At 63.6% G+C, this 22,082-nt stretch carries 18 protein-coding genes and 1 tRNA gene; 14 read left to right on the top strand and 5 right to left on the bottom strand.

Annotation, left to right across the window (positions count from 1 at the left end; genetic code table 11):
- Window positions 1–84 precede the first annotated feature (84 nt).
- From apaG to AC0J42_RS28185, 7 genes are all read left to right on the top strand, one after another.
- Window positions 85–465, top strand: a complete 381-nt coding sequence (gene apaG / locus AC0J42_RS28155; protein ID WP_416427166.1) for a Co2+/Mg2+ efflux protein ApaG — start codon at window positions 85–87, stop codon at window positions 463–465.
- Window positions 465–1,313 carry a symmetrical bis(5'-nucleosyl)-tetraphosphatase gene (locus AC0J42_RS28160; protein ID WP_473004672.1) on the top strand — a complete coding sequence of 283 codons (849 nt, stop codon included), beginning with the start codon at window positions 465–467 and terminating at the stop codon, window positions 1,311–1,313. The genes apaG and AC0J42_RS28160 overlap by 1 nt, the downstream gene beginning before the upstream one ends.
- A gap of 126 nt (window positions 1,314–1,439) precedes the next feature.
- A complete protein-coding gene (gene glpE, locus AC0J42_RS28165) occupies window positions 1,440–1,769 on the top strand; it encodes a thiosulfate sulfurtransferase GlpE (RefSeq protein WP_416427168.1) in 330 nt (109 codons plus the stop codon).
- Window positions 1,770–2,048: 279 nt separating this feature from the next.
- The gene (locus tag AC0J42_RS28170; protein WP_158153224.1) at window positions 2,049–3,971 is read left to right on the top strand and encodes a PrkA family serine protein kinase; all 1,923 of its coding nucleotides are present in this window, start codon (window positions 2,049–2,051) and stop codon (window positions 3,969–3,971) included.
- 124 nt (window positions 3,972–4,095) lie between these two features.
- Window positions 4,096–5,370 (top strand): YeaH/YhbH family protein, encoded by a 1,275-nt coding sequence (locus AC0J42_RS28175; protein WP_416427169.1) that lies wholly within the window; start codon window positions 4,096–4,098, stop codon window positions 5,368–5,370.
- Complete coding sequence (locus tag AC0J42_RS28180) at window positions 5,367–6,929, top strand: SpoVR family protein (protein ID WP_473004674.1); 1,563 nt, start codon at window positions 5,367–5,369, stop codon at window positions 6,927–6,929. Before AC0J42_RS28175 ends, AC0J42_RS28180 begins: the two co-directional genes overlap by 4 nt.
- Window positions 6,930–6,995: 66 nt before the next feature.
- Window positions 6,996–8,087: a tRNA nucleotidyltransferase/poly(A) polymerase-related protein gene (locus tag AC0J42_RS28185; protein WP_473004675.1), complete on the top strand. Its 1,092-nt coding sequence runs from the start codon at window positions 6,996–6,998 to the stop codon at window positions 8,085–8,087.
- Between the two features lie 88 nt (window positions 8,088–8,175).
- On the opposite strand, the gene folK is transcribed toward AC0J42_RS28185, so the two are convergent.
- Both folK and folB read right to left on the bottom strand, forming a co-directional pair.
- A complete protein-coding gene (folK, locus tag AC0J42_RS28190) occupies window positions 8,176–8,685 on the bottom strand; it encodes a 2-amino-4-hydroxy-6-hydroxymethyldihydropteridine diphosphokinase (RefSeq protein WP_416427172.1) in 510 nt (169 codons plus the stop codon).
- The gene (gene folB, locus AC0J42_RS28195; protein ID WP_416427173.1) at window positions 8,676–9,029 is read right to left on the bottom strand and encodes a dihydroneopterin aldolase; all 354 of its coding nucleotides are present in this window, start codon (window positions 9,027–9,029) and stop codon (window positions 8,676–8,678) included. The genes folK and folB overlap by 10 nt, the downstream gene beginning before the upstream one ends.
- Window positions 9,030–9,104: 75 nt before the next feature.
- On the opposite strand from folB, the gene plsY reads away from it, so the two are divergent.
- Window positions 9,105–9,674 carry a glycerol-3-phosphate 1-O-acyltransferase PlsY gene (gene plsY, locus AC0J42_RS28200; RefSeq protein WP_416427174.1) on the top strand — a complete coding sequence of 190 codons (570 nt, stop codon included), beginning with the start codon at window positions 9,105–9,107 and terminating at the stop codon, window positions 9,672–9,674.
- Between the two features lie 12 nt (window positions 9,675–9,686).
- Here plsY and tsaD read toward each other — a convergent pair whose 3' ends face one another.
- A complete protein-coding gene (gene tsaD / locus AC0J42_RS28205) occupies window positions 9,687–10,712 on the bottom strand; it encodes a tRNA (adenosine(37)-N6)-threonylcarbamoyltransferase complex transferase subunit TsaD (RefSeq protein ID WP_416427175.1) in 1,026 nt (341 codons plus the stop codon).
- Between the two features lie 201 nt (window positions 10,713–10,913).
- On the opposite strand from tsaD, the gene rpsU reads away from it, so the two are divergent.
- From rpsU to AC0J42_RS28230, 5 genes are all read left to right on the top strand, one after another.
- Window positions 10,914–11,129 (top strand): 30S ribosomal protein S21, encoded by a 216-nt coding sequence (rpsU, locus tag AC0J42_RS28210; protein WP_002551877.1) that lies wholly within the window; start codon window positions 10,914–10,916, stop codon window positions 11,127–11,129.
- 384 nt (window positions 11,130–11,513) lie between these two features.
- The gene (gene dnaG / locus AC0J42_RS28215) at window positions 11,514–13,496 is read left to right on the top strand and encodes a DNA primase (RefSeq protein WP_473004677.1); all 1,983 of its coding nucleotides are present in this window, start codon (window positions 11,514–11,516) and stop codon (window positions 13,494–13,496) included.
- 67 nt (window positions 13,497–13,563) lie between these two features.
- Window positions 13,564–15,411 (top strand): RNA polymerase sigma factor RpoD, encoded by a 1,848-nt coding sequence (rpoD, locus tag AC0J42_RS28220; RefSeq protein WP_416427177.1) that lies wholly within the window; start codon window positions 13,564–13,566, stop codon window positions 15,409–15,411.
- 173 nt (window positions 15,412–15,584) lie between these two features.
- A complete protein-coding gene (locus tag AC0J42_RS28225) occupies window positions 15,585–19,319 on the top strand; it encodes a bifunctional diguanylate cyclase/phosphodiesterase (protein WP_473004678.1) in 3,735 nt (1,244 codons plus the stop codon).
- 15 nt (window positions 19,320–19,334) lie between these two features.
- Window positions 19,335–19,411 (top strand) — tRNA-Ile (locus AC0J42_RS28230).
- A 54-nt stretch (window positions 19,412–19,465) separates the two neighbouring features.
- Here AC0J42_RS28230 and AC0J42_RS28235 read toward each other — a convergent pair.
- Together AC0J42_RS28235 and AC0J42_RS28240 are read right to left on the bottom strand one after the other, a co-directional pair.
- A complete protein-coding gene (locus tag AC0J42_RS28235; RefSeq protein WP_416427179.1) occupies window positions 19,466–20,410 on the bottom strand; it encodes an NAD-dependent epimerase/dehydratase family protein in 945 nt (314 codons plus the stop codon).
- Window positions 20,411–20,438: 28 nt separating this feature from the next.
- Window positions 20,439–21,593 (bottom strand): acyltransferase family protein, encoded by a 1,155-nt coding sequence (locus AC0J42_RS28240; protein WP_473004679.1) that lies wholly within the window; start codon window positions 21,591–21,593, stop codon window positions 20,439–20,441.
- Between the two features lie 242 nt (window positions 21,594–21,835).
- Here AC0J42_RS28240 and AC0J42_RS28245 point away from each other — a divergent pair, with 242 nt between their 5' ends.
- Window positions 21,836–22,048 (top strand): CbtB domain-containing protein, encoded by a 213-nt coding sequence (locus AC0J42_RS28245; protein ID WP_268147755.1) that lies wholly within the window; start codon window positions 21,836–21,838, stop codon window positions 22,046–22,048.
- Window positions 22,049–22,082: the final 34 nt, after the last annotated feature.

The following is a 22,082-nucleotide window of genomic DNA, read 5'->3' on the forward strand; positions in this document are numbered from 1 at the left end:
ACTACTGCCCGGGCGCACGATGGCCTAGACTCAAGACACCGGCACCCCGAATGCCCTTCGTTTTTTGCAATAAGGCCCCCTTGCATGTCCGATCCCCGCTATCAGATCGACGTCAGCGTCGTCACCCGCTTCCTCGCCGAACAATCGCAGCCTGAACACCAGCGGTTCGCGTTCGCCTACACCGTTACTGTGCGCAATAATGGCCAATTGCCGGCCAAGTTGGTCTCGCGGCACTGGGTCATCACCGACGGCGACGGCAAGGTCGAGGAAGTGCGCGGTGCCGGCGTGGTTGGCCAGCAACCGCTGATTGAAGCTGGCCAGAGCCACACCTACAGCAGCGGCACGGTCATGGCCTCCCAGGTCGGCACCATGCAGGGCAGCTACCAGATGGTGGCCGAGGACGGCAAACACTTCGACGCCATCATCGCGCCCTTCCGCCTGGCCGTGCCCGGGGCCCTGCACTGATGGCGGTGTACGCGGCCGGAGACCTGCAAGGCTGCCTGCAACCGCTCAAATGCCTGCTGGAGAAAGTGCGCTTCGACCCTGCCCACGACCGCCTGTGGCTGGTGGGCGACCTGGTAAACCGCGGCCCCGAGTCCCTGGAAACCCTGCGCTTCCTGTATGGCATGCGCGAGTCGCTGGTGTGCGTGCTGGGCAATCACGACCTGCACCTGCTGGCCGCCGGCCGCAACATCGAGCGCCTGAAGAAAAGCGACACCCTGCGCGAGATTATCGAGGCGCCGGACGCCCCGCAGTTGCTCGACTGGCTGCGCCGGCAAAAGCTGATGCACTACGACGAACAACGCGACATGGCCCTGGTGCACGCCGGCATTCCACCCCAGTGGTCGCTGAAGAAAGCCCTGCGCTGCGCCGAAGAGGTGGAACAGGCGCTGCGCGACGACAACCTGTTCCCGCCGTTCCTGGACGGCATGTACGGCAACGAGCCGGCCAAGTGGCACAACGACCTGACTGGCGTCGAGCGGCTGCGGGTGATCACCAACTACTTCACCCGCATGCGCTTCTGCACCCCCGAGGGCAAGCTCGACCTCAAGGGCAAGGAAGGCGCCGACACCGCGCCACCGGGCTACGCGCCCTGGTTCAAGATTCGCGAGCGCAAGACCCGCGGCCTGAAGATCATCTTCGGCCACTGGGCAGCGCTGGAAGGCAAATGCGACGAACCTGGCATCTTTGCCCTGGACACCGGCTGCGTGTGGGGCGGCGCCATGACCCTGATGAACGTCGACACCGGCGAACGCCATGGCTGCGCCTGTGACGAGCACGGCAACATACGCGGCTCGATAGGGCAACCCTGACGCGGTAGAATCGGTAACAAACGACCTGTGGGAGCTGGCTTGCCAGCGAGCTTTTCGGCGGAACAAAAAGCTCGCTGGCAAGCCAGCTCCCACGGGCTACAAGCCGATCATACTCAGGAGCCTGTCATGACCGAATTCAAACGCATCCCGCCGCAAACGGCCCATGAGCTGCTCGCCAATGGCGCGGCCATCGTCGACGTGCGCGACGCCCAGACCTTCGCCGCCAGCCACATCCCCAACGCGCAGCACCTGGACAACCACTCGGTGCAGGACTTCATCCGCGGCGCCGACCTCGACAAGCCACTGGTCGTGGTCTGCTACCACGGCAACTCCAGCCAGGGCGCCGCCGCCTACCTGGTCAGCCAGGGCTTTGCCGAGGTGTACAGCCTGGATGGCGGCTTCGAGCTGTGGAAAGTCACCTACCCCGAGCAAACCGCGCAGGGCATCGCGGAATAAATTTTTTCTGACGCCAAGCCCCCGCCCCACGGGGCTTCGCGCGGCCTGACGAACGGTCGGCCCATAACATATCGCTCATTGCACCTTGAAGTCTGAGATTCCCAACTATCCTTAGGTTCAGGCCATCCAAAACAGGGGAGAGCCGGTACACCGACGCGCGGGTCATCGGTAGCGACTTAGAGGTGTTCTGGGGGGTATACAGCGGCCGATCGTTTCGACTGCTGCCAGCATCAACTGATTGATCCGACGTCGGCTCCACGTATCGAGCGAGGTGACGTCATGAGTATTTTTAGCCACTTCCAACAGCGTTTCGAGTCCACTCGTCAGGAAGAACTCTCGCTGCAGGAGTATCTCGAGCTCTGCAAAAAGGATCGCAGTGCCTACGCTTCTGCCGCCGAACGCATTCTGATGGCAATCGGGGAACCGGAGTTGCTCGACACGTCGACCAATTCACGGCTGTCGCGCATCTTCTCCAACAAGGTGATCCGGCGCTATCCAGCCTTCGAAGACTTCCACGGCATGGAGGAGTGCATCGACCAGATCGTCTCGTACTTCCGCCACGCCGCGCAGGGCCTGGAAGAGAAGAAACAGATCCTCTACCTGCTGGGCCCGGTGGGCGGCGGCAAATCGTCCCTCGCCGAAAAACTCAAGCAACTGATCGAAAAAGTGCCCTTCTACGCTATCAAGGGCTCGCCGGTGTTCGAGTCGCCCCTGGGGCTGTTCAACGCCACCGAGGACGGTGCCATCCTGGAAGAGGACTTCGGCATCCCGCGCCGCTACCTCAACACCATCATGTCGCCGTGGGCCACCAAGCGCCTGGCCGAGTTCGGCGGCGACATCAGCCAGTTCCGCGTGGTGAAGCTCTACCCGTCCATCCTCAACCAGATCGCCGTGGCGAAGACCGAGCCGGGCGACGAGAACAACCAGGACATCTCCGCGCTGGTGGGTAAAGTCGACATCCGCAAGCTGGAGGAATACCCACAGAACGACGCCGACGCCTACAGCTACTCGGGCGCGCTGTGCCGGGCCAACCAGGGCCTGATGGAATTCGTCGAGATGTTCAAGGCGCCGATCAAGGTCCTGCACCCCTTGCTCACCGCCACCCAGGAAGGCAACTACAACAGCACCGAAGGCCTGGGGGCCATCCCCTACTCCGGCATCCTGCTGGCCCACTCCAACGAATCGGAATGGCACAGCTTCCGCAACAACAAGAACAACGAGGCGTTCATCGACCGGATCTACATCGTCAAGGTGCCGTACTGCCTGCGCGTCAGCGACGAGATCAAGATCTACGACAAGCTGCTGTTCAACAGCTCCCTGTCCAAGGCCCATTGCGCCCCCGACACCCTCAAGATGCTGGCCCAGTTCACCGTGCTGTCGCGCCTCAAGGAGCCGGAAAACTCCAACATCTACTCGAAGATGCGCGTCTACGACGGCGAGAACCTCAAGGATACCGATCCCAAGGCCAAGTCGATCCAGGAATACCGCGACAGCGCCGGCGTGGACGAGGGCATGAACGGCCTGTCGACCCGCTTCGCGTTCAAGATCCTGTCCAAGGTGTTCAACTTCGACCCGCATGAAATCGCCGCCAACCCGGTGCACCTGCTGTACGTGCTGGAACAGCAGATCGAGCAGGAGCAATTCCCGGCGGAGGTGCGCGAACGCTACCTGCGCTACCTGAAGGAATACCTGGCGCCGCGCTACATCGAGTTCATCGGCAAGGAAATCCAGACCGCTTACCTGGAGTCCTACAGCGAATACGGCCAGAACATCTTCGACCGCTACGTGCTGTACGCCGACTTCTGGATTCAAGACCAGGAATACCGCGACCCGGAAACCGGCGAAATCCTCAACCGCGTGGCCCTCAACGAAGAACTGGAGAAAATCGAGAAGCCGGCCGGCATCAGCAACCCGAAGGATTTCCGCAACGAGATCGTCAACTTCGTGCTGCGCGCCCGGGCCAACAACAACGGCAAGAACCCCACCTGGCTCAGCTACGAGAAGCTGCGGGTGGTCATCGAGAAGAAAATGTTCTCCAACACCGAGGACCTGCTGCCCGTCATCAGCTTCAACGCCAAGGCCAGCAAGGAGGACCAGCAAAAACACAACGACTTCGTTACGCGAATGGTCGAACGCGGGTACACCGACAAACAGGTACGGCTGCTCTCCGAGTGGTACCTGCGGGTCAGAAAGTCGCAGTGAAGCAGCGGTAAGCTTCAAGCTGCACGCCTTGGGGCACCGCCACCGCGCCGGTGCCCCGAGGTCGCGGCCTGTAGCTTTTGACTTGCGGCTTGCAGCTTAAGGCTTGCAGCTGCCCGGAGGGCCTATGAGCTACGTGATCGACCGACGCCTGAATGGCAAGAACAAGAGCACGGTGAACCGCCAGCGTTTCCTGCGGCGCTACCGTGACCACATTAAGAAGGCGGTGGAAGAGGCGGTCAGCCGTCGCTCCATCACCGACATGGAACACGGCGAACAGATCAGCATCCCCGGCCGCGACATCGACGAGCCGGTGCTGCACCATGGCCGCGGCGGCAAGCAGACCGTCGTGCACCCCGGCAACAAGGAATTCACCGCCGGCGAGCACATCGCCCGGCCCCAGGGGGGCGGCGGCGGTGGCAAGGGCCCCGGCAAGGCGGGCAATTCCGGCGAAGGCATGGATGAGTTCGTGTTCCAGATCACCCAGGAAGAGTTCCTGGAGTTCATGTTCGAAGACCTTGAACTGCCCAACCTGGTGAAACGCAACCTCAGCGGCACGGACACCTACAAGACCGTGCGCGCGGGCATCAGCAACGAGGGCAACCCCTCACGCATCAACATCATCCGTACCCTGCGTTCGGCCCATGCCCGGCGCATCGCCCTGTCGGGCAGCAGCCGTGCCAAGCTGCGCGAGGCCAAGGCAGAACTGGAGCGGCTGCGACGGGAAGAGCCGGACAACTTCGGCGATATTCAGGAAATGGAGACGGAAATCGAACGTCTCAGCGCGCGCATCCATCGCGTGCCGTTCCTTGATACCTTCGACCTCAAGTACAACCTGCTGGTCAAGCACCCAAACCCCAGCTCCAAGGCGGTGATGTTCTGCCTGATGGACGTGTCGGGGTCCATGACCCAGGCCACCAAGGACATCGCCAAGCGCTTCTTCATCCTGCTGTACCTGTTCCTCAAGCGGAACTACGACAAGATCGAAGTGGTGTTCATCCGCCACCACACCAGCGCCCGCGAGGTGGACGAGGAAGAGTTCTTCTACTCCCGGGAAACCGGCGGCACCATCGTCTCCAGCGCCCTGAAGCTGATGCAGGAGATCATGGCCGAGCGCTACCCCACCAATGAATGGAACATCTACGCGGCGCAGGCTTCGGACGGCGACAACTGGAACGACGACTCGCCCATCTGCCGCGAGATCCTGACCAAGCAGATCATGCCGTTCGTGCAGTACTACACTTACGTGGAGATCACCCCGCGCGAACACCAGGCATTGTGGTTCGAGTACGAACGCATCGGCGAAGCCTTTGCCGACACGTTCGCCCAGCAGCAACTGGTATCGGCCGGGGATATCTACCCGGTCTTCCGTGAACTCTTCCAGCGCAGGTTAGTGACATGACCGCCAGAGAGCAGAAACGCCAACCCCTGTCCACGGGCTCCGAGTGGACCTTCGAACTGATCCAGGCCTACGACCGGGAAATCAGCCGGATTGCCGAGCGTTATGCGCTGGATACCTACCCCAACCAGATCGAGGTGATCACGGCTGAACAAATGATGGATGCCTACGCCTCGGTAGGCATGCCCCTGGGCTACCATCACTGGTCCTACGGCAAGCACTTCCTCAGCACGGAAAAATCCTACACCCGTGGGCAGATGGGCCTGGCCTACGAGATCGTCATCAACTCCGACCCGTGCATCGCCTACCTGATGGAGGAAAACACCATCTGCATGCAGGCGCTGGTGGTGGCCCATGCCTGCTATGGCCACAACAGCTTCTTCAAGGGCAACTACCTGTTCCGCACGTGGACCGACGCCAGCTCGATCATCGACTACCTGGTGTTCGCCAAGCAGTACATCATGCAGTGCGAGGAACGCCACGGCATCGACGCGGTGGAAGACCTGCTGGACTCCTGCCATGCCTTGATGAACTACGGCGTGGACCGCTACAAGCGCCCCTACCCGATCTCCGCCGAGGAAGAGCGGCGGCGGCAGAAAGACCGCGAGGAGCACATGCAGAAGCAGATCAACGATCTGTGGCGCACCATCCCGAAAAGCGCGGACAAGAACAGCGAGCGTGACAACGCCCGCTTCCCGGCCGAACCCCAGGAGAACATCCTCTACTTCATCGAGAAACACGCGCCGCTGCTGGAGCCCTGGCAGCGCGAGGTGGTGCGCATCGTGCGCAAGATCGCGCAGTACTTCTACCCGCAGCGCCAGACCCAGGTGATGAACGAAGGCTGGGCGACGTTCTGGCACTACACCCTGATGAACGACCTGTACGACGAAGGTCTGGTCACCGACGGCTTCATGATGGAATTCCTGCAGTCGCACACCAGCGTGGTGTTCCAGCCCGGCTTCGACAGCCCCTACTACAACGGCATCAACCCCTACGCGCTGGGCTTCGCCATGTACCGCGACATCCGCCGCATGTGCGAAGAACCAACGGAGGAAGATCGCCGCTGGTTCCCTGAAATTGCCGGCACGGATTGGCTTTCTACCATCAAGTTCGCCATGACCAGCTTCAAGGACGAGAGCTTCATCCTGCAGTACCTGTCGCCCAAGGTCATCCGCGATTTGAAACTGTTCAGCATCATGGATGACGACCAGCGCGATGACCTGCTGGTGCCTGCCATCCACGATGAAGGCGGCTACCGCATCATTCGCGAGACCCTGGCGGCGCAGTACAACCTGGGCAACCGCGAACCCAACGTGCAGATCTGGAGCATCGACCGCCGTGGCGACCGTTCGCTGACCCTGCGCCATCAACAACATGACCGCAAACCCCTGGGCGAGTCCACCGACGAGGTGCTCAAGCACCTGCACCGGTTGTGGGGCTTCGACATCCACCTGGAAACCCTGCAGGGCGACCAAGTCATGAAGACTCACCATGTTCCCCCAAAGACGGAACACAGCGAAGGTGACTACGGACGCCTTGACCTCGCTGTCGTTCACCTCTAACCAAGGCATCTGACCTCCCCGGGCCCGGCAGACAGGTTATCCTGTCGGGTCTACGGAGGTTTTTTCATGCAGATTTTCAAAGTCGGCGGCGCGGTGCGCGACCGTCTCCTGGGCCGCGCGGTCACCGACATCGATTGGGTGGTGGTGGGCGCCACCGCCGAGCAGATGCACACCCTGGGCTACCGGCCGGTGGGCGCGGATTTCCCGGTGTTCCTGCACCCGAAAACGGGCGAGGAATACGCACTGGCGCGCACCGAACGCAAGAGCGGCCACGGCTACGGCGGCTTTGTGTTTCACGCCAGCCCCGACGTTACCCTGGAACAGGACCTGATCCGCCGTGACCTGACCATCAACGCCATGGCCGAGGATGATGACGGCAATGTGGTCGACCCCTACCACGGCCAGGCCGACCTCGAACGACGAATTCTACGCCACGTTTCCCCGGCGTTCGCCGAAGATCCCCTGCGCGTGCTACGCGTTGCCCGCTTTGCCGCGCGCTACGCCGAGACAGGATTCACCGTCGCCGCCGACACACTGGATTTGATGCGCGAGCTGAGCGAATCGGGTGAACTGCAAGCACTGACCGCCGAACGCAGCTGGAAGGAAATCGCCCGGGCGCTAATGGAAAACCAGCCACAGGTGTTTATCCAGGTGCTGCACGACTGCGGCGCCCTGAAGCAACTGATGCCGGAACTGGACGCCCTGCCAACTGAACGCGTGGGCGCCCTGGAACAGGCTGCCCGCCACGAACAACCACTGACCGTGCGCTGGGCATGCCTGGCAGGTGGCCTGGGCAAGGCCATCAACGAACGCTTCAAGGTGCCCCGCGACTGCCAGGAGCTGGCGATGCTGGCAGGCCAGTACGGCGAGGATGGCCGCCGCGCGCTGCAACTGGAAGCCGCACAGCTGCTGGAACTGCTGCAGGGCTTCGACGTGTACCGTCGGCCGCAGCGCTTCGAGGAGTTCATCAGGGTGGGAGAGATGGAGGCGCTCGCCCGCGGCGAAAGTTATCCACAGGCCGATTACCTACGCGGCGCAGCGGACGCAGCCCGCGGGGTAGCGGTGAAACCGCTGGTGGAAGCCGGATATACCGGACAACAGTTGGGCGAGGCGCTGAAAGCCGAACGCCTGAAGGCCTTGCAGGCCTACACGGCTTGAACCCGTATCGCCTGCATCGCGACCAAGGTCGGCTCCTACCCAAATCGGCGTAGGAGCCGACCTTGGTCGCGATGCAGGCGACGCCAATTCAGAGACAGGTCAACTGCCGGCCGCGCCACTCGAACGGCGCCGGTGCCAGCACCTGGTCAATCTGCGCCTCGGCCCACACCTGGGCCATGGGCTTGCCCACGCCCGGGTGCAGCACATCCGGCGCTATCAACGCCAACGGCCACAGCACGAAGGCGTTCTTGAGAATCTCTGCCCGTGGCAGCACCAGGCCGTCGAAATTGCCTGCCAGGTCGCCGTACAGCAGCACGTCGATGTCCAGCGGCAAGCCCTTGCGCTCCGGCGCATAGCGGCCGTTGTCGGCCTCGATGAACTTCAGCCGGCGGTCCAGCTCGATCAACGGCAGGTCGGTCAGCGCGCTGACCACCAGGTTGAAGAACGGCCCGCTCTTGATGCCCACCGGCTGGCTTTCGAACACCGCCGAGCAGTGCATGTCCTGGAGGAAGCCGGCCAGCGCATCGAGGCCGGCGCACAGGTGCGCCTCGCGGTCGATGTTGCTGCCCAGGCCCAGGTAAATCCGCGTCAGCGACATCCGCGCTCGATCTCCACGCCAACGCCCTTGGCGGCCGCAACGGCGCCAGGCTTGGTCAGTTTCAGGTGCAGCCAGGGAATATTGAATTCGCTCATCAGCACCTGCGCCAGGCGTTCGGCGAAGGTTTCCACCAACTGGAACTGGCTGGCCTCGGCAAAGGCCTGGATGCGCGTGGAAACACTGGCATAGTCCAGCGCCAGGGTCAGGTCGTCGCCTGCGGCGGCCGGGCGGTTGTCCCAGGCAAAACTCAGGTCCAGGCGCAGGCACTGACGGATGCCACGCTCCCAGTCATAGGCACCGATCACGGTGTCGACTTCCAGACCTTCGATAAACACTCTGTCCAAGCACTTCTCTCCGCAGCACGACAAGGGCGCAATGCGCCGTTAGAATCAGGGGCGTCCTCGCCCGGAATAGTTAGCATGTTTTGGTTACTGGCGATTCTCGCCTACCTGCTCGGCTCGCTGTCCTTCGCCATTGTGCTTAGCCGCGTGACCGGTAACCCTGACCCGCGCATGAGCGGCTCCGGCAACGCCGGCGCCACCAACATGCTGCGCCTGGCCGGCAGGAAACTCGCCATCCTCACCCTGCTGGGCGACCTGTGCAAGGGCCTGCTGCCCGTGCTGGTGGCCCGCCTTGCCGGGCTTGACCTGCAAGCCCAGGCCTGGATCGGCCTGTGTGCGGTGCTCGGCCACATGTTCCCGCTGTATTTCCATTTCCAGGGCGGCAAGGGCGTGGCCACTGCCGCCGGCATGATCCTGGCGCTCTACCCGCCCGCCGCGTTGCTGGCGGTGGCCGCCTGGGCGCTGACGTTCTACCTCACCCGCACCAGCTCGCTGGCCTCGCTGATCGCCACGCCCCTGACCCTGCCGTTGCTGGCCTGGCAGGAGCCCCAGGCGCTGCTGCCCATGAGCGTGCTGACCCTGCTGATCGTATGGCGCCACCGCGGCAACCTGCGCGACCTGCTGGCCGGCCGCGAACGGCATTTCTGAGCCCGGCGAGGGTTACAGCGCCGGCAATTGCTCCATGGGCCAACGGGCCTGCACGCTGATGGCCAGGCTTTCGTGCTGGCCGGCCTGCAGGCGCTGGCAACCGGCGTAGGCGATCATCGCGCCGTTGTCGGTGCAGAACTGCGGGCGCGCGTAGAACACCTTGCCGTTAAACTCGCCCAGCATGCTGTCCAGCGACTCGCGCAGGGCCTTGTTGGCGCTCACGCCACCGGCGATCACCAGGCGGCTGAGGCCGGTCTGTTTCAGGGCACGGCGGCACTTGATGGTCAGAGTGTCCACCACCGCCTGCTGGAACGCCAGCGAGATGTCGCTACGGGTCTGATCGCTGTCGTCCCCAGCTGCCTGGCAGTGCTGCCAGGTGTTCAGCGCCGAGGTTTTCAGGCCGCTGAAGCTGAACGTCAGGCCCGGGCGATCGGTCATCGGCCGCGGGAACGTGAACCGGCCGGGCACGCCCTGGGCGGCCATGCGCGCGATCTCGGGACCGCCCGGGTAATTGAGGCCGATCATCTTCGCGGTCTTGTCGAACGCCTCGCCAGCGGCATCGTCCAGGGTCTCGCCCAGCAGCTCGTACTGGCCAATGCCGTCGACGCGCACCAGCTGGGTGTGGCCACCGGAAACCAACAAAGCGACGAACGGAAATTCCGGCGGTTGCGCCTCCAGCATGGGCGCCAGCAGATGGCCCTCCATGTGGTGCACGCCAAGGGCCGGGATACCCCAGGCGAACGCCAGCGCCTGGGCGCAGGACGCCCCCACCAGCAGCGCGCCCACCAGGCCCGGGCCGGCGGTGTAGGCAATGGCGTCGATCTCGGTGGCCACGCAGTCGGCCTCGGCCAACACCTGGCGGATCAAGGGCAGCATGCGCTTCACGTGGTCACGGGAGGCAAGCTCGGGCACCACGCCGCCATAGGCACGGTGCAGGTCGATCTGGCTGAACAGCGCGTCGGCCAAAAGCCCGCGTTCGCTGTCATAAAGGGCGACGCCGGTTTCGTCGCAGGATGTTTCCAATCCCAGTACTAACATGGGTCATGGCCTTGTTGAGGCTGAATTCGAAGGCGCGCATGATAGTCGCCACTCAGGGCCCCGGCCAGCGGTTTTCGATCAGAGGCTTTGCATTCCGGGCGGGTAAGGGTTAACATCCGCAACCCTTAAAAACCGACGTACTTCAGCGCATGTTTTTGCCATTGGCACGTCGATCCCGGTAATGAATGAAGGTAGCTCTAGATGCCAGCCGTCAAAGTTAAAGAGAACGAACCCTTCGACGTAGCTCTGCGTCGTTTCAAGCGCTCCTGCGAAAAAGCCGGTGTACTGGCTGAAGTTCGTAGCCGCGAATTTTACGAGAAGCCGACTTCCGAGCGTAAGCGCAAAGCAGCTGCTGCTGTTAAGCGTCACGCCAAGAAAGTTCAGCGCGAACAGCGCCGCGCCGTTCGTCTGTACTAATACAGACTGCGTCGCAAGCTTCTGCCTCGCCCGGCCCAAAGCCGGGCTGCCGGCAGTTGTTGCTGTTGCAAGAGCCGTTGTTGCAACACCCCGTTCTGGCCTGGCCCGAGCGGCTGCCGAGGTCGCCTTGTGCACCGAAGCAAACCTGCCTGAAACGTCAGACCTGGCCTCATCGCCAGCGTGCACGTCAGAACTGACGAGCCTTCACGGGCTGCAGACGAGCACACCCCCTTTTTCCTGTTTTCAACGTCCCGCTTCGACACCAGCCCCGGCTGATCGGATGCGACGCCGTTTCCGACAAACAAACAGGAAGGCGATACCGGCACCACGACCGGGGCGCAGTTACACTCCAGCAATGCTTCCTAGCCTGATGATGAGAGAACCATGGCCGGGCTGATTCCCCAGGGCTTCATTGACGACCTTCTGAACCGCACCGACATCGTCGACGTGGTGACTTCGCGCATCCAGATGAAAAAGGCCGGCAAGAATTATTCTGCCTGCTGCCCGTTCCACAAGGAAAAGACCCCCTCCTTCACCGTCAGCCCCGACAAGCAGTTCTACTACTGCTTCGGCTGCGGCGCCGGCGGCAACGCCCTCGGCTTCATCATGGACCACGACAACCTGGACTTCCCCCAGGCCGTGGAGGAACTGGCCAAGGCCGCCGGCATGGAGGTGCCCCGCGAAGAAGGCGGGCGCGGCCACAAGCCCCGGCAGCCTACCGACTCGCCGCTTTACCCGCTGCTGACCGCCGCCGCCGAGTTCTATCGCCAGGCGCTCAAGGGCCATCCGGCGCGCCGCGCCGCCGTGGACTACCTCAAGGGCCGCGGGCTGTCGGGTGAAATCGCCCGCGACTTCGGCCTGGGCTTCGCCCCGCCGGGCTGGGACAACCTGTTCAAGCACCTGGCCAGCGACACCCTGCAGCAGAAGGTGATGATCGACGCCGGCCTGCTGATCGAGAACGCCGACTCCGGCAAGCGCTACGACCGCTTCCGCGACCGGGTAATGTTCCCCATCCGCGACAGCCGCGGCCGGGTGATCGCCTTCGGCGGCCGGGTGCTGGGCGACGACAAGCCCAAGTACCTCAACTCCCCGGAAACCCCGGTGTTCCACAAGGGCCAGGAGCTGTATGGCCTGTACGAGGCACGCAAGCACAACCGCAACCTCGACGAGATCATCGTGGTCGAGGGCTACATGGACGTCATTGCCCTGGCCCAGCAGGGCCTGCGCAACGCCGTGGCGACCCTGGGCACGGCCACCAGCGAGGAGCACCTCAAGCGTCTGTTCCGCGTGGTCCCCAGCGTGCTGTTCTGCTTCGACGGCGACCAGGCCGGCCGCAACGCCGCCTGGCGCGCCCTGGAAGCTGCCCTGCCGAGCCTGCAGGACGGCCGCAAGGCGCGCTTCCTGTTCCTGCCCGAGGGCGAAGACCCGGACACCCTGGTGCGCGCCGAAGGCACCGACGCCTTCAAGGCGCGCATCAACCAGCACGCCCAGCCGCTGGCCGACTATTTCTTCCAGCAGCTGACCGAGGAAGCCGACCCGCGCTCGCTGGAAGGCAAGGCGCACATGGTCACCCTGGCAGCGCCGCTGATCGACAAGGTGGCCGGCGCCAACCTGCGCCAGTTGATGCGCAACCGCCTCGGTGAAATCACCGGCCTGAGTGGCGAAGCCGTCAAGCAGATGGCCCAGAGCGCCCCGGCCGAGGCCCCGCCACCCAGCTACGACCCGGGCTTCGACTACGACTCGGTGCCCGACTACAGCCCCGACTACGGCGATTTCCACGCCCAGCACGCGCCCCAGGAGTTCCAGCCGCAACAGCAGCAGGCCTGGACACCCAACAAGGGCGGCGGCAAGAAAGACTGGAAAGGCAACAAGGACTGGAAGGGCAAGGGCGGGCGCAATTTCGAGCCCCGGGTGCCGCCACGCGTGCCGACTTCGGTGGAACCGCCCACCCTCAGCGCCCTGCGCACCCTGCTGCACCACCCGCAGTTGGCCGAGAAGGTGGAGAACGCCAGCCACTTTGCCGACGAAGAGCACGTCTACGCCCAGCTGTTGGTGGCCCTGCTCGAAGCCCTGCAAAAGAATCCTAAGCTACGCTCTCTACAGTTGATCGCGCGTTGGCACGGCACCGAGCAGGGCAAGCTGCTGCGCGCATTGGCCGAGAAAGAGTGGCTGATTGATGCCGATAACCTTGAACAACAGTTTTTCGACACCATTACTAGCTTGTCCGCTCGCCAACGCGAGCGCTGCCTGGAACATCTGCTCAGGAAAGCTCGTCAAAGTGAATTGAGCGCAGAAGAGAAAAATCAGCTGCGCGAGCTGTTAACTCGCAATGTTCACGCACAAACCCCGACCTCAACTGGCGCGTGAGGTCCTAGCTCGGGTATAATCCTCGGCTTGTTTTTTGCCCGCCAAGACCTTCAGTGGATAGGGTGTTATGTCCGGAAAAGCGCAACAGCAGTCTCGCATCAAAGAGTTGATCACCCGCGGTCGTGAGCAGGGCTACCTGACTTACGCGGAGGTCAACGACCACCTGCCAGAGGATATTTCAGATCCGGAGCAGGTGGAAGACATCATCCGCATGATCAACGACATGGGGATCAACGTATTCGAGAGTGCTCCGGATGCGGATGCCCTTTTGTTGGCCGAAGCCGATACCGACGAAGCCGCAGCTGAAGAAGCTGCCGCGGCGCTGGCGGCCGTGGAGACCGACATCGGTCGCACCACCGACCCGGTGCGCATGTACATGCGCGAAATGGGTACGGTAGAGCTTCTGACCCGCGAAGGCGAAATCGAAATCGCCAAGCGCATCGAGGAAGGTATCCGTGAAGTGATGGGCGCAATTGCGCACTTCCCTGGCACGGTCGACTACATCCTCGGCGAATACGATCGCGTCACCAGCGAAGGTGGCCGCCTGTCCGACGTTCTGAGCGGCTACATCGACCCGGATGACGGCATCGCGCCGCCAGCTGAAGTCCCGCCGCCGATCGACACCAAGGCGCCTGCCAAGGCCGAGTCTGACGACGAAGACGAAGAAAGCGAAGGCAGCGACGACGAGGAAGAGGCCGAAAGCGGTCCGGACCCAGTCGTGGCCGCCCAGCGTTTCGGTGCCGTGTCCGAGCAGTTGGACATCACCCTGAAGGCGTTGAAGAAGCACGGTCGCGACAGCAAGCAAGGCATCGCCGAGATGCTGGCCCTGTCCGAGCTGTTCATGCCGATCAAGCTGGTGCCAAAGCAGTTCGAAGTGCTGGTAGAGCGCGTTCGTGGTGCCCTGGACCGCCTGCGTCAGCAAGAGCGTGCCATCATGCAGCTGTGCGTGCGTGACGCTCGCATGCCGCGTGCCGACTTCCTGCGCCTGTTCCCCAGCAACGAAGTCGACATGACCTGGGCCGGTGACCTGGCCAAGCGCAGCACCAAGTGGGCCGAAGCACTGGGCCGCCTGAACGCCGACATCGTGCGCTGCCAGCAGAAGCTGGTCGACCTGGAGACCGAAACCGGTCTGACCATCGTCGAAATCAAGGACATCAACCGTCGCATGTCGATCGGTGAGGCCAAGGCCCGCCGCGCGAAGAAAGAGATGGTTGAGGCCAACCTGCGTCTGGTGATCTCGATCGCCAAGAAGTACACCAACCGCGGCCTGCAGTTCCTCGACCTGATCCAGGAAGGCAACATCGGCCTGATGAAGGCGGTGGACAAGTTCGAATACCGTCGCGGGTACAAGTTCTCGACGTACGCCACCTGGTGGATCCGTCAGGCCATTACCCGTTCGATCGCCGACCAGGCGCGCACCATCCGTATTCCGGTGCACATGATCGAGACGATCAACAAGCTCAACCGCATTTCCCGGCAGATGCTGCAGGAAATGGGTCGCGAACCGACCCCGGAAGAGCTGGGCGAACGCATGGAAATGCCTGAGGACAAGATCCGCAAGGTGCTGAAGATCGCCAAAGAGCCGATCTCCATGGAAACCCCGATCGGTGACGACGAAGACTCGCATCTGGGCGACTTCATCGAAGACTCCACCATGCAATCGCCGATCGACGTGGCGACCGTGGAAAGTCTGAAGGAAGCCACCCGCGAAGTGCTCGGCGGCCTGACCGCACGCGAAGCCAAGGTGCTGCGCATGCGTTTCGGCATCGACATGAATACCGACCACACGCTGGAAGAGGTCGGCAAGCAGTTCGATGTAACCCGTGAGCGGATTCGTCAGATCGAAGCCAAGGCGCTGCGCAAGCTGCGCCACCCGACGAGAAGCGAGCACCTGCGCTCCTTCCTCGACGAGTAACACCAGAACCCCCGGCCCTGCCGGGGGTTTTGCATTCTGCCGCTGTGGGAGCTGGCTTGCCAGCGAGCTTTTTGGCCCCCATAAGGCTCGCTGGCAAGCCAGCTCCCACAACTCCGCACTCGCTCATCTGCCGTCTACACTCGAAGAACCTTTCCCGGTGCAACGAGGCCCACATGCGCGTGCTGCTATTGCTGCTCCTGCTGTGTTGGACAGCAACAGCCGATGCCCTGACCCTGACCGATCAGGAACGGGCCTGGCTCAAGGACCATCCCGAGTTGCGCCTGGGCGTGGATGCGTCGTGGCCACCGTTCGAGTTTCGTGATGCCAGCGGCCTTTACCAGGGCCTGGCTGCCGACTACATCCACCTGGTGCAGCAGGCGCTGGACGTCAAGCTCACCCCCATCGAACCCACCAGCTGGACCGAAGTGCTGCACCTGGCGCAGAAAGGCCAGGTGGACCTGCTGCCGGGCGTGATGTCCACGCCCGACCGCCAGACCTACATGGCGTTCACCCGCCCCTACCTGGATTTCCCCATCGTCATCCTGGCGCGCAAGAACGGCGCCCAACCGCGCAACCTGACCGATCTCTACGGGCTGAAGGTAGCCGTGGTGGAGAACTACGCCCCCCACGAACTGTTGCGCACCCACCACCCGGACCTCAACCTCGACCCGCAGCCCAACGTCAGCTCGGCCCTCGAAGCCTTGGCCACGGGCCAGGTGGACGCCGTGGTGGGCGACCTGGCGTCCAGCGTCTGGAGCCTGCGGCAGTTGAAATTGCAGGGTATCTACGTCAGCGGCGAGACGCCCTACCGCTACCAGCTGGCCATGGGCGTGCCGGCGGACGAGAAAATCCTAGTGGGCATTCTCGACAAGGCCCTGGCCAGCCTGACCCCGGCGCAACTCAACCAGATCCAGGAGCGTTGGGTGGGCCAGGTCATCGACCATCGCACCCTGTGGCGCGACTACCTCACCTACGGCCTGCCCGCGCTGCTGGTTATCCTCGCCGTGCTGGCCATCGTCATCCGCATCAACCGCCGCCTGAGCTCCGAGATCTCACGGCGGGTAGCCCTGGAACAGGAGCTGCGCGCCAGCGAATATCATTACCGCGGGCTGGTGGAAAGCCTGTCGGCCATTGCCTGGGAGGCGCGCACCAGCGATTTCACCTACAGCTATGTATCGCCCCACGCCGAGGCGCTGCTGGGCTACCCGCTGACGGACTGGCTGAAACCGGGCTTCTGGCGCAGCATCCTGCACCCCGCCGATGCCGCCGGGGCCGAGACCTACTGCACCCGCGAGACCGAGGCCGGCCATGATCACGTGGTCGACTACCGCGTGGTCACGGCGGACGGCCGCCACCTGTGGGTGCGCGATATCGTCAGCATGATCCGCCAGGGCCACCAGCCGGTGATGCGCGGCCTGATGATCGACATCAGCGAGATGAAGCGTACCGAGGAAGCCCTGCGCCAGTCGGAGCAGAAGTTCGCCTCGGTGTTCCGCCAGTGCCCCGACATCCTGGTGATCGCGCGCCTCAGCGATGGCTGCCTGCTGGAGGTGAACAAGGCCTTCGAGGAGCAGATCGGCCTGTACGCCACCGACGTGGTGGGGCGCACCGCCACCGACCTGAACATCTGGGGCATCGACGGCGCTGGCCCGGGCCTGCTGCAGCGCCTGCAGGCCGGCAGCATCCGCAACCTGGAAATGCCGTTCCGGCGCAGCAACGGCGACATGTTCACCGGCTTGATCTCCGCCGAACCCTTCGAGTTGGACACCATCCCGGCGCTGGTGGTGGTGGTGCGCGACATCAGCCAGCTGAAGGAAACCCAGAAGCAGCTGCAGATCAGCGAGGAAAAGTTCGCCAAGGCCTTCCACGCCTCGCCCGATGGCATGCTGCTGACCCGCCAGCGCGACGGCGTGCTGCTGGAGGTGAACGAAGGCTTCACCCGCATCAGTGGCTACGCCAACCATGTGTCCATCGACCACTCCACGCTCGACCTGGGCCTGTGGGTGGACCTCAACGAGCGCAAGCGCCTGCTCGACATCCTCGAACGCGACGGTTTCGTGCGCGACTTCGGCTGCCTGATGCGCCGAAGTGATGGCGCCATTCGCCTCTGCGAGGTGTCCACCAGCCCACTGCCCATCGGCGGCGAGCCGTGCATGCTGACCATCGCCCGCGACATCACCGACCGCCACCTGATGCAGGAAAAGCTGCAGCTGGCAGCCACCGTGTTCGAGAGCACCGCCGAGGGCGTGCTGATCACCGACACCCGCCAGCGCATCACCGCAGTGAACCGCGCCTTCACCGAGATCACCGGCTACAGCGAAAGCGAAGCCCTGGGCGCCACCCCTACCCTGCTCGCCTCGGGCCAGCACGACAGCGCCTTCTACGTCGCCATGTGGCACCGCCTGACCGCAGAGGGCCATTGGCAGGGCGAGATCCACAACCGGCGCAAGAACGGCGAGCTCTACCCCTGCTGGCTGACCATCAGCGCCGTGCGCAACCCCGACTCGGCGCTGACCCACTTCGTCGCCGTGTTCGCCGACATCTCCAGCCTCAAGCACGCCCAGGCCCGCCTCGACTACCAGGCCCACCACGACCCGCTCACCGGCCTGCCCAACCGCACCCTGTTCGAGAGCCGCCTGCAGGCCTCGCTCAACCGCGAGCACGACGTCAGCGGCCAGGGCGCCGTGCTGTTCCTCGACCTGGACCGTTTCAAGCACATCAACGACAGCCTCGGCCACCCGGTGGGCGACCTGCTGCTCAAAGGCATCGCCCAGCGCCTCAAGGAACAGGTGCGCGACATCGACACCGTGGCGCGCCTGGGCGGCGACGAGTTCATCATCCTGCTGCCTGGGCTGCAGCAGGCGGCAGATGCCGAGCACATCGCCAACAAACTACTGGCCTGCTTCGCCGCGCCGTTCCAGGCGGGCGAGCACGAGTTCTTCACCAGCGCCAGCATCGGCACCAGCCTCTACCCCCAGGACGGCACCGACGTGCCCACGCTGATCAAGAACGCCGACGCCGCCATGTACCGCTCCAAGGCCAAGGGCCGCAACCGCGTCGAGTCCTACACCCGCGACCTCACCGCCCAGGCCAGCGAGCGGGTCGCGCTGGAGCATGAACTGCGCCGAGCCATCGAGCGCGGCGAACTGAGCCTGGCCTACCAGCCCAAGTTCAGCGTGCACGACCACAGCCTGGTCGGCGCCGAGGCGCTGATTCGCTGGGCGCACCCCACCTTTGGTGACGTCCCCCCCGAGCGCTTCATCCCCCTGGCCGAGGAAAACGGCATGATCCTGCAGCTCGGCGACTGGGTGCTGGACCAGGCCTGCCGCCAGCTGCACGCCTGGCAGCAGCTGTACGACGGCTTCGGGCCGCTGTCGGTCAACCTCGCCGGCGGCCAGCTGCGCCAGCCCAACCTGCTCAAGCGCATCGACCAGCTGCTGCGCCAGCACCACCTGGCCCCCGGCTGCCTGCAACTGGAGATCACCGAGAACTTCATCATGAGCCAGGCCGAGGAAGCCCTGGCGGTGCTGCACGACCTCAAGCGCCTGGGCGTGCAGCTGGCCATCGATGACTTCGGCACCGGCTATTCCTCGCTCAGCTACCTCAAGCGCCTGCCCCTGGACATCCTCAAGATCGACCAGTCCTTCGTCCGCGGCCTGCCCGCCGACCCCCATGACGCCGCCATCGTGCGGGCGATCATTGCCCTGGGCCGCAGCATGCAACTGACCGTGATCGCCGAGGGCGTGGAGAACGACGACCAGCAGCAATTCCTGGCCCGCGAAGGCTGTGAACAGATCCAGGGCTTCATCTACAGCCTGCCCCTGAACGCCGACGAATTCGCCGCGCGGTTTCTTCGTATGCGTCTTTGCGACTTTTCGGATGGCACTGGCGCGAAACCGTCGTTATAATCCGCGACCTACTGGGGGCCTATAGCTCAGTTGGTTAGAGCAGGGGACTCATAATCCCTTGGTCGCAGGTTCGAGTCCTGCTGGGCCCACCACCTACGAAAAAGCCGCGCATCTGCGCGGCTTTTTGCGTTTCTGGCCAACGCTTTTCAGCCCAGCTGCTTATACGCCCTGCCCGTCTTGTGCAGCGCCTGCTCCAGCGTCAACGGCGGCACCCAGCCCAACAACCGCCGCGCCTTGCCCGAATCCACCTGCAGCGACGCGCACAAGGTGGTGTACATATTCTGCTTGCCCGCCAGCCTGGCCCCCCACCGCATCAGCCCATCGGGCACCGGCACCAGCCGGGGCGAGCGGCCCATGCTGGCGGCCAGGTAGCGGACGATCTGCGCCGTGGAGGCATCCTCGCCATCGGATATCAGGAACAGCTGGTTGCCCGCCGCCGGGTGGCGGGTGCACAGCACGATGAAGTCCACCAGGTTCTCCAGGGCCACCATGCTGCGGCGGTTGTCCACCGCCGCAAACGGCAGCGGCAGGCCGGAGTCCACCAGCTTCAACAACCGCGGGAAGTTGCGCCGGGCGTGGGCGGCGTAGATCAGCGGCGGGCGGATGATGACCACGTCCATGGTCGTGCCCTGCGCCAGCGCCCGCAGGCCCTCCTCGGCTTCGAACTTGGAAATGGCGTAGTCGCCGTCCGGCACCGGTACCGAGGTTTCGTCAAAGGGCGTGCCGGTGGTGAAGGAGCCATTGACCCCTACCGAACTGATGAAGATCAGCCTTCGCACGCCGGCTGCCAGCGCCTGGCGCGCCAGGGCCAGGGTGCCTTCGAGGTTGGTGCGGCGGTATTCGGCCAACGGGTCGGGACTGGTGTCGCCCTGCAAGTTGAGGCGCGCGGCGATGTGCACCACCACCTCGATGCCCTGCAAGGCGCCGGACCAGTCGGTTGCAGCGGCGATATCACCCACGGCAACCAGCGGCACGGGCCCTGCGCCCGCCGAACGGCTGGTGCCCAGCACCTGGTTGTCGTGCTGCGCTGCCAAGGCCTCGCAGACCGCCTGGCCGAGGAAGCCGGTGGCCCCCGTGACGAGTATGTTCATGGCGCTCCTGAAACCTGTTGATTGAAAATCATGATCCACGTTCCTGCACGCCCACCTCGGTGACGCCCTTGCTGGGGGCCCGCTGCGCCAACCGTGCGCCCAGTTGCTGGCCCTTCAGTTCCACGTAGCGATACGTGAGCAAGGACAGCCCTACCACCATCAGCAGCACCGCCACTGCCAGCAGGTTGTTGAGCAACATGCTGCCGGTGTCCACGTAGCGCTTGGGGCCAATGAACGGGGCGAACGGCGTGCCGGTGAGCTTCTGCAGCACCATGAAGCAGGACACCACGCAGAACCACACTGCCGCGTGGGTCATGTAGATGGAGTAGGAAATCTTCCCGATCAAATGAAAGACCCGCCCCTGCAACAGTCGGGAAACGGCACCACCGTCAAACGCATACACAACCACCACCGCGCAGAACAGCACGCGGGCCAGCGGCATTTTGTTGTCGAGGCTGGAGATGAGTAACGCCACCACCAAGGCCACGGACAGCAGTTCAAGCCCGGTGAAGCAGGCAAAACCGGCGCGGATCCGCGTGCTCAGCCGGCGGTAGGCCATGTAGGCCAACGCCCCTCCGAAGAAGCACAACAGCCCACGCAGGGCCTTTGGCGTCAGCCCGCCGAGTTCCAAGTACAGCGCCAGCGCGGCCAGCGCGGCGATGGCTGCCCAGCCCCACAGCCGCGCGCTGCCGCGCAGCAACAACGCCGCCAGGAACACCATGTACATGTAGTATTCGATGCTGATGCTCCAGGCCGGATAGTTGAACGACAGCGCTTCGGTAAAGCCGGTCCACGACTGGACCAGCAGGGCGTTGGGCAATATTTCCGAGAGCGCGGTGGCCCCGCTGAACGGCTTCGAGTTGAACGCGAGCCCCTTGCGCCAGGCAATCGCCTTGCCCACCTCCAGCACGATGAACACCAGCAGCATCACCCAGTGCAGCGGGAACAGGCGCAACGAGCGGGTGATGAAGAAACGGCTGAAGTCCACGCGGTCCTTGCTGCCGTAGGCGTGGGCCAGCACAAAGCCGCTAAGCACGAAGAAAAATTCCACGAACAGGTCGGCGTTGCGGAAAAACTCCAGCTCGGTGAAGCTGCCCGGCAAGCCGATGTGGTACGTCACCACCGCCAGCGCGAACAGGCCGCGAAAGCTGTCCAGCGCCTGGAACCTGTTTGCGCCTTGCATGGCTGCGCCCCATGTGGAACCTGCAAGCCAAGCGTAGCCGCTCAGGCCTGCCTCGCGCGGCCAATCTTCACGACGTTCATCGGGCAAACAGGTACACTGACGCAGCTGTATCAATGTGTTTCGAAAAAAGAAGACGGTCAAAAACCGCCGCGGTCGCGCCACTGTAGTCGGCACCTTGCCGTAAGCCAGACCTTTTTTCGACCTATCCACCGTAACCGGGACGCGTAATCCCTGAGGTAATCATGGCCTATAGCACTACTTCGCAAACCGACATCTCGATTCCGACCATTCCCCTGGGCGAGATCCTGCCCTGGGCGATCTTCGGCGGCCTGCTGCTGATGCTGGCAATCTACTTCGTTGGCGCTGAACAAGGCGCCACCGCGCTGTTCAAGGGCATGTACGTCCACGAGTTCGTGCACGACGGTCGCCACCTGCTGGGCTTCCCCTGCCACTGATCCCTTCGAGGTGTTTCACATGACTGGTCGTTTA

The organism is Pseudomonas sp. Tav-5-1A (genome assembly GCF_055755055.1).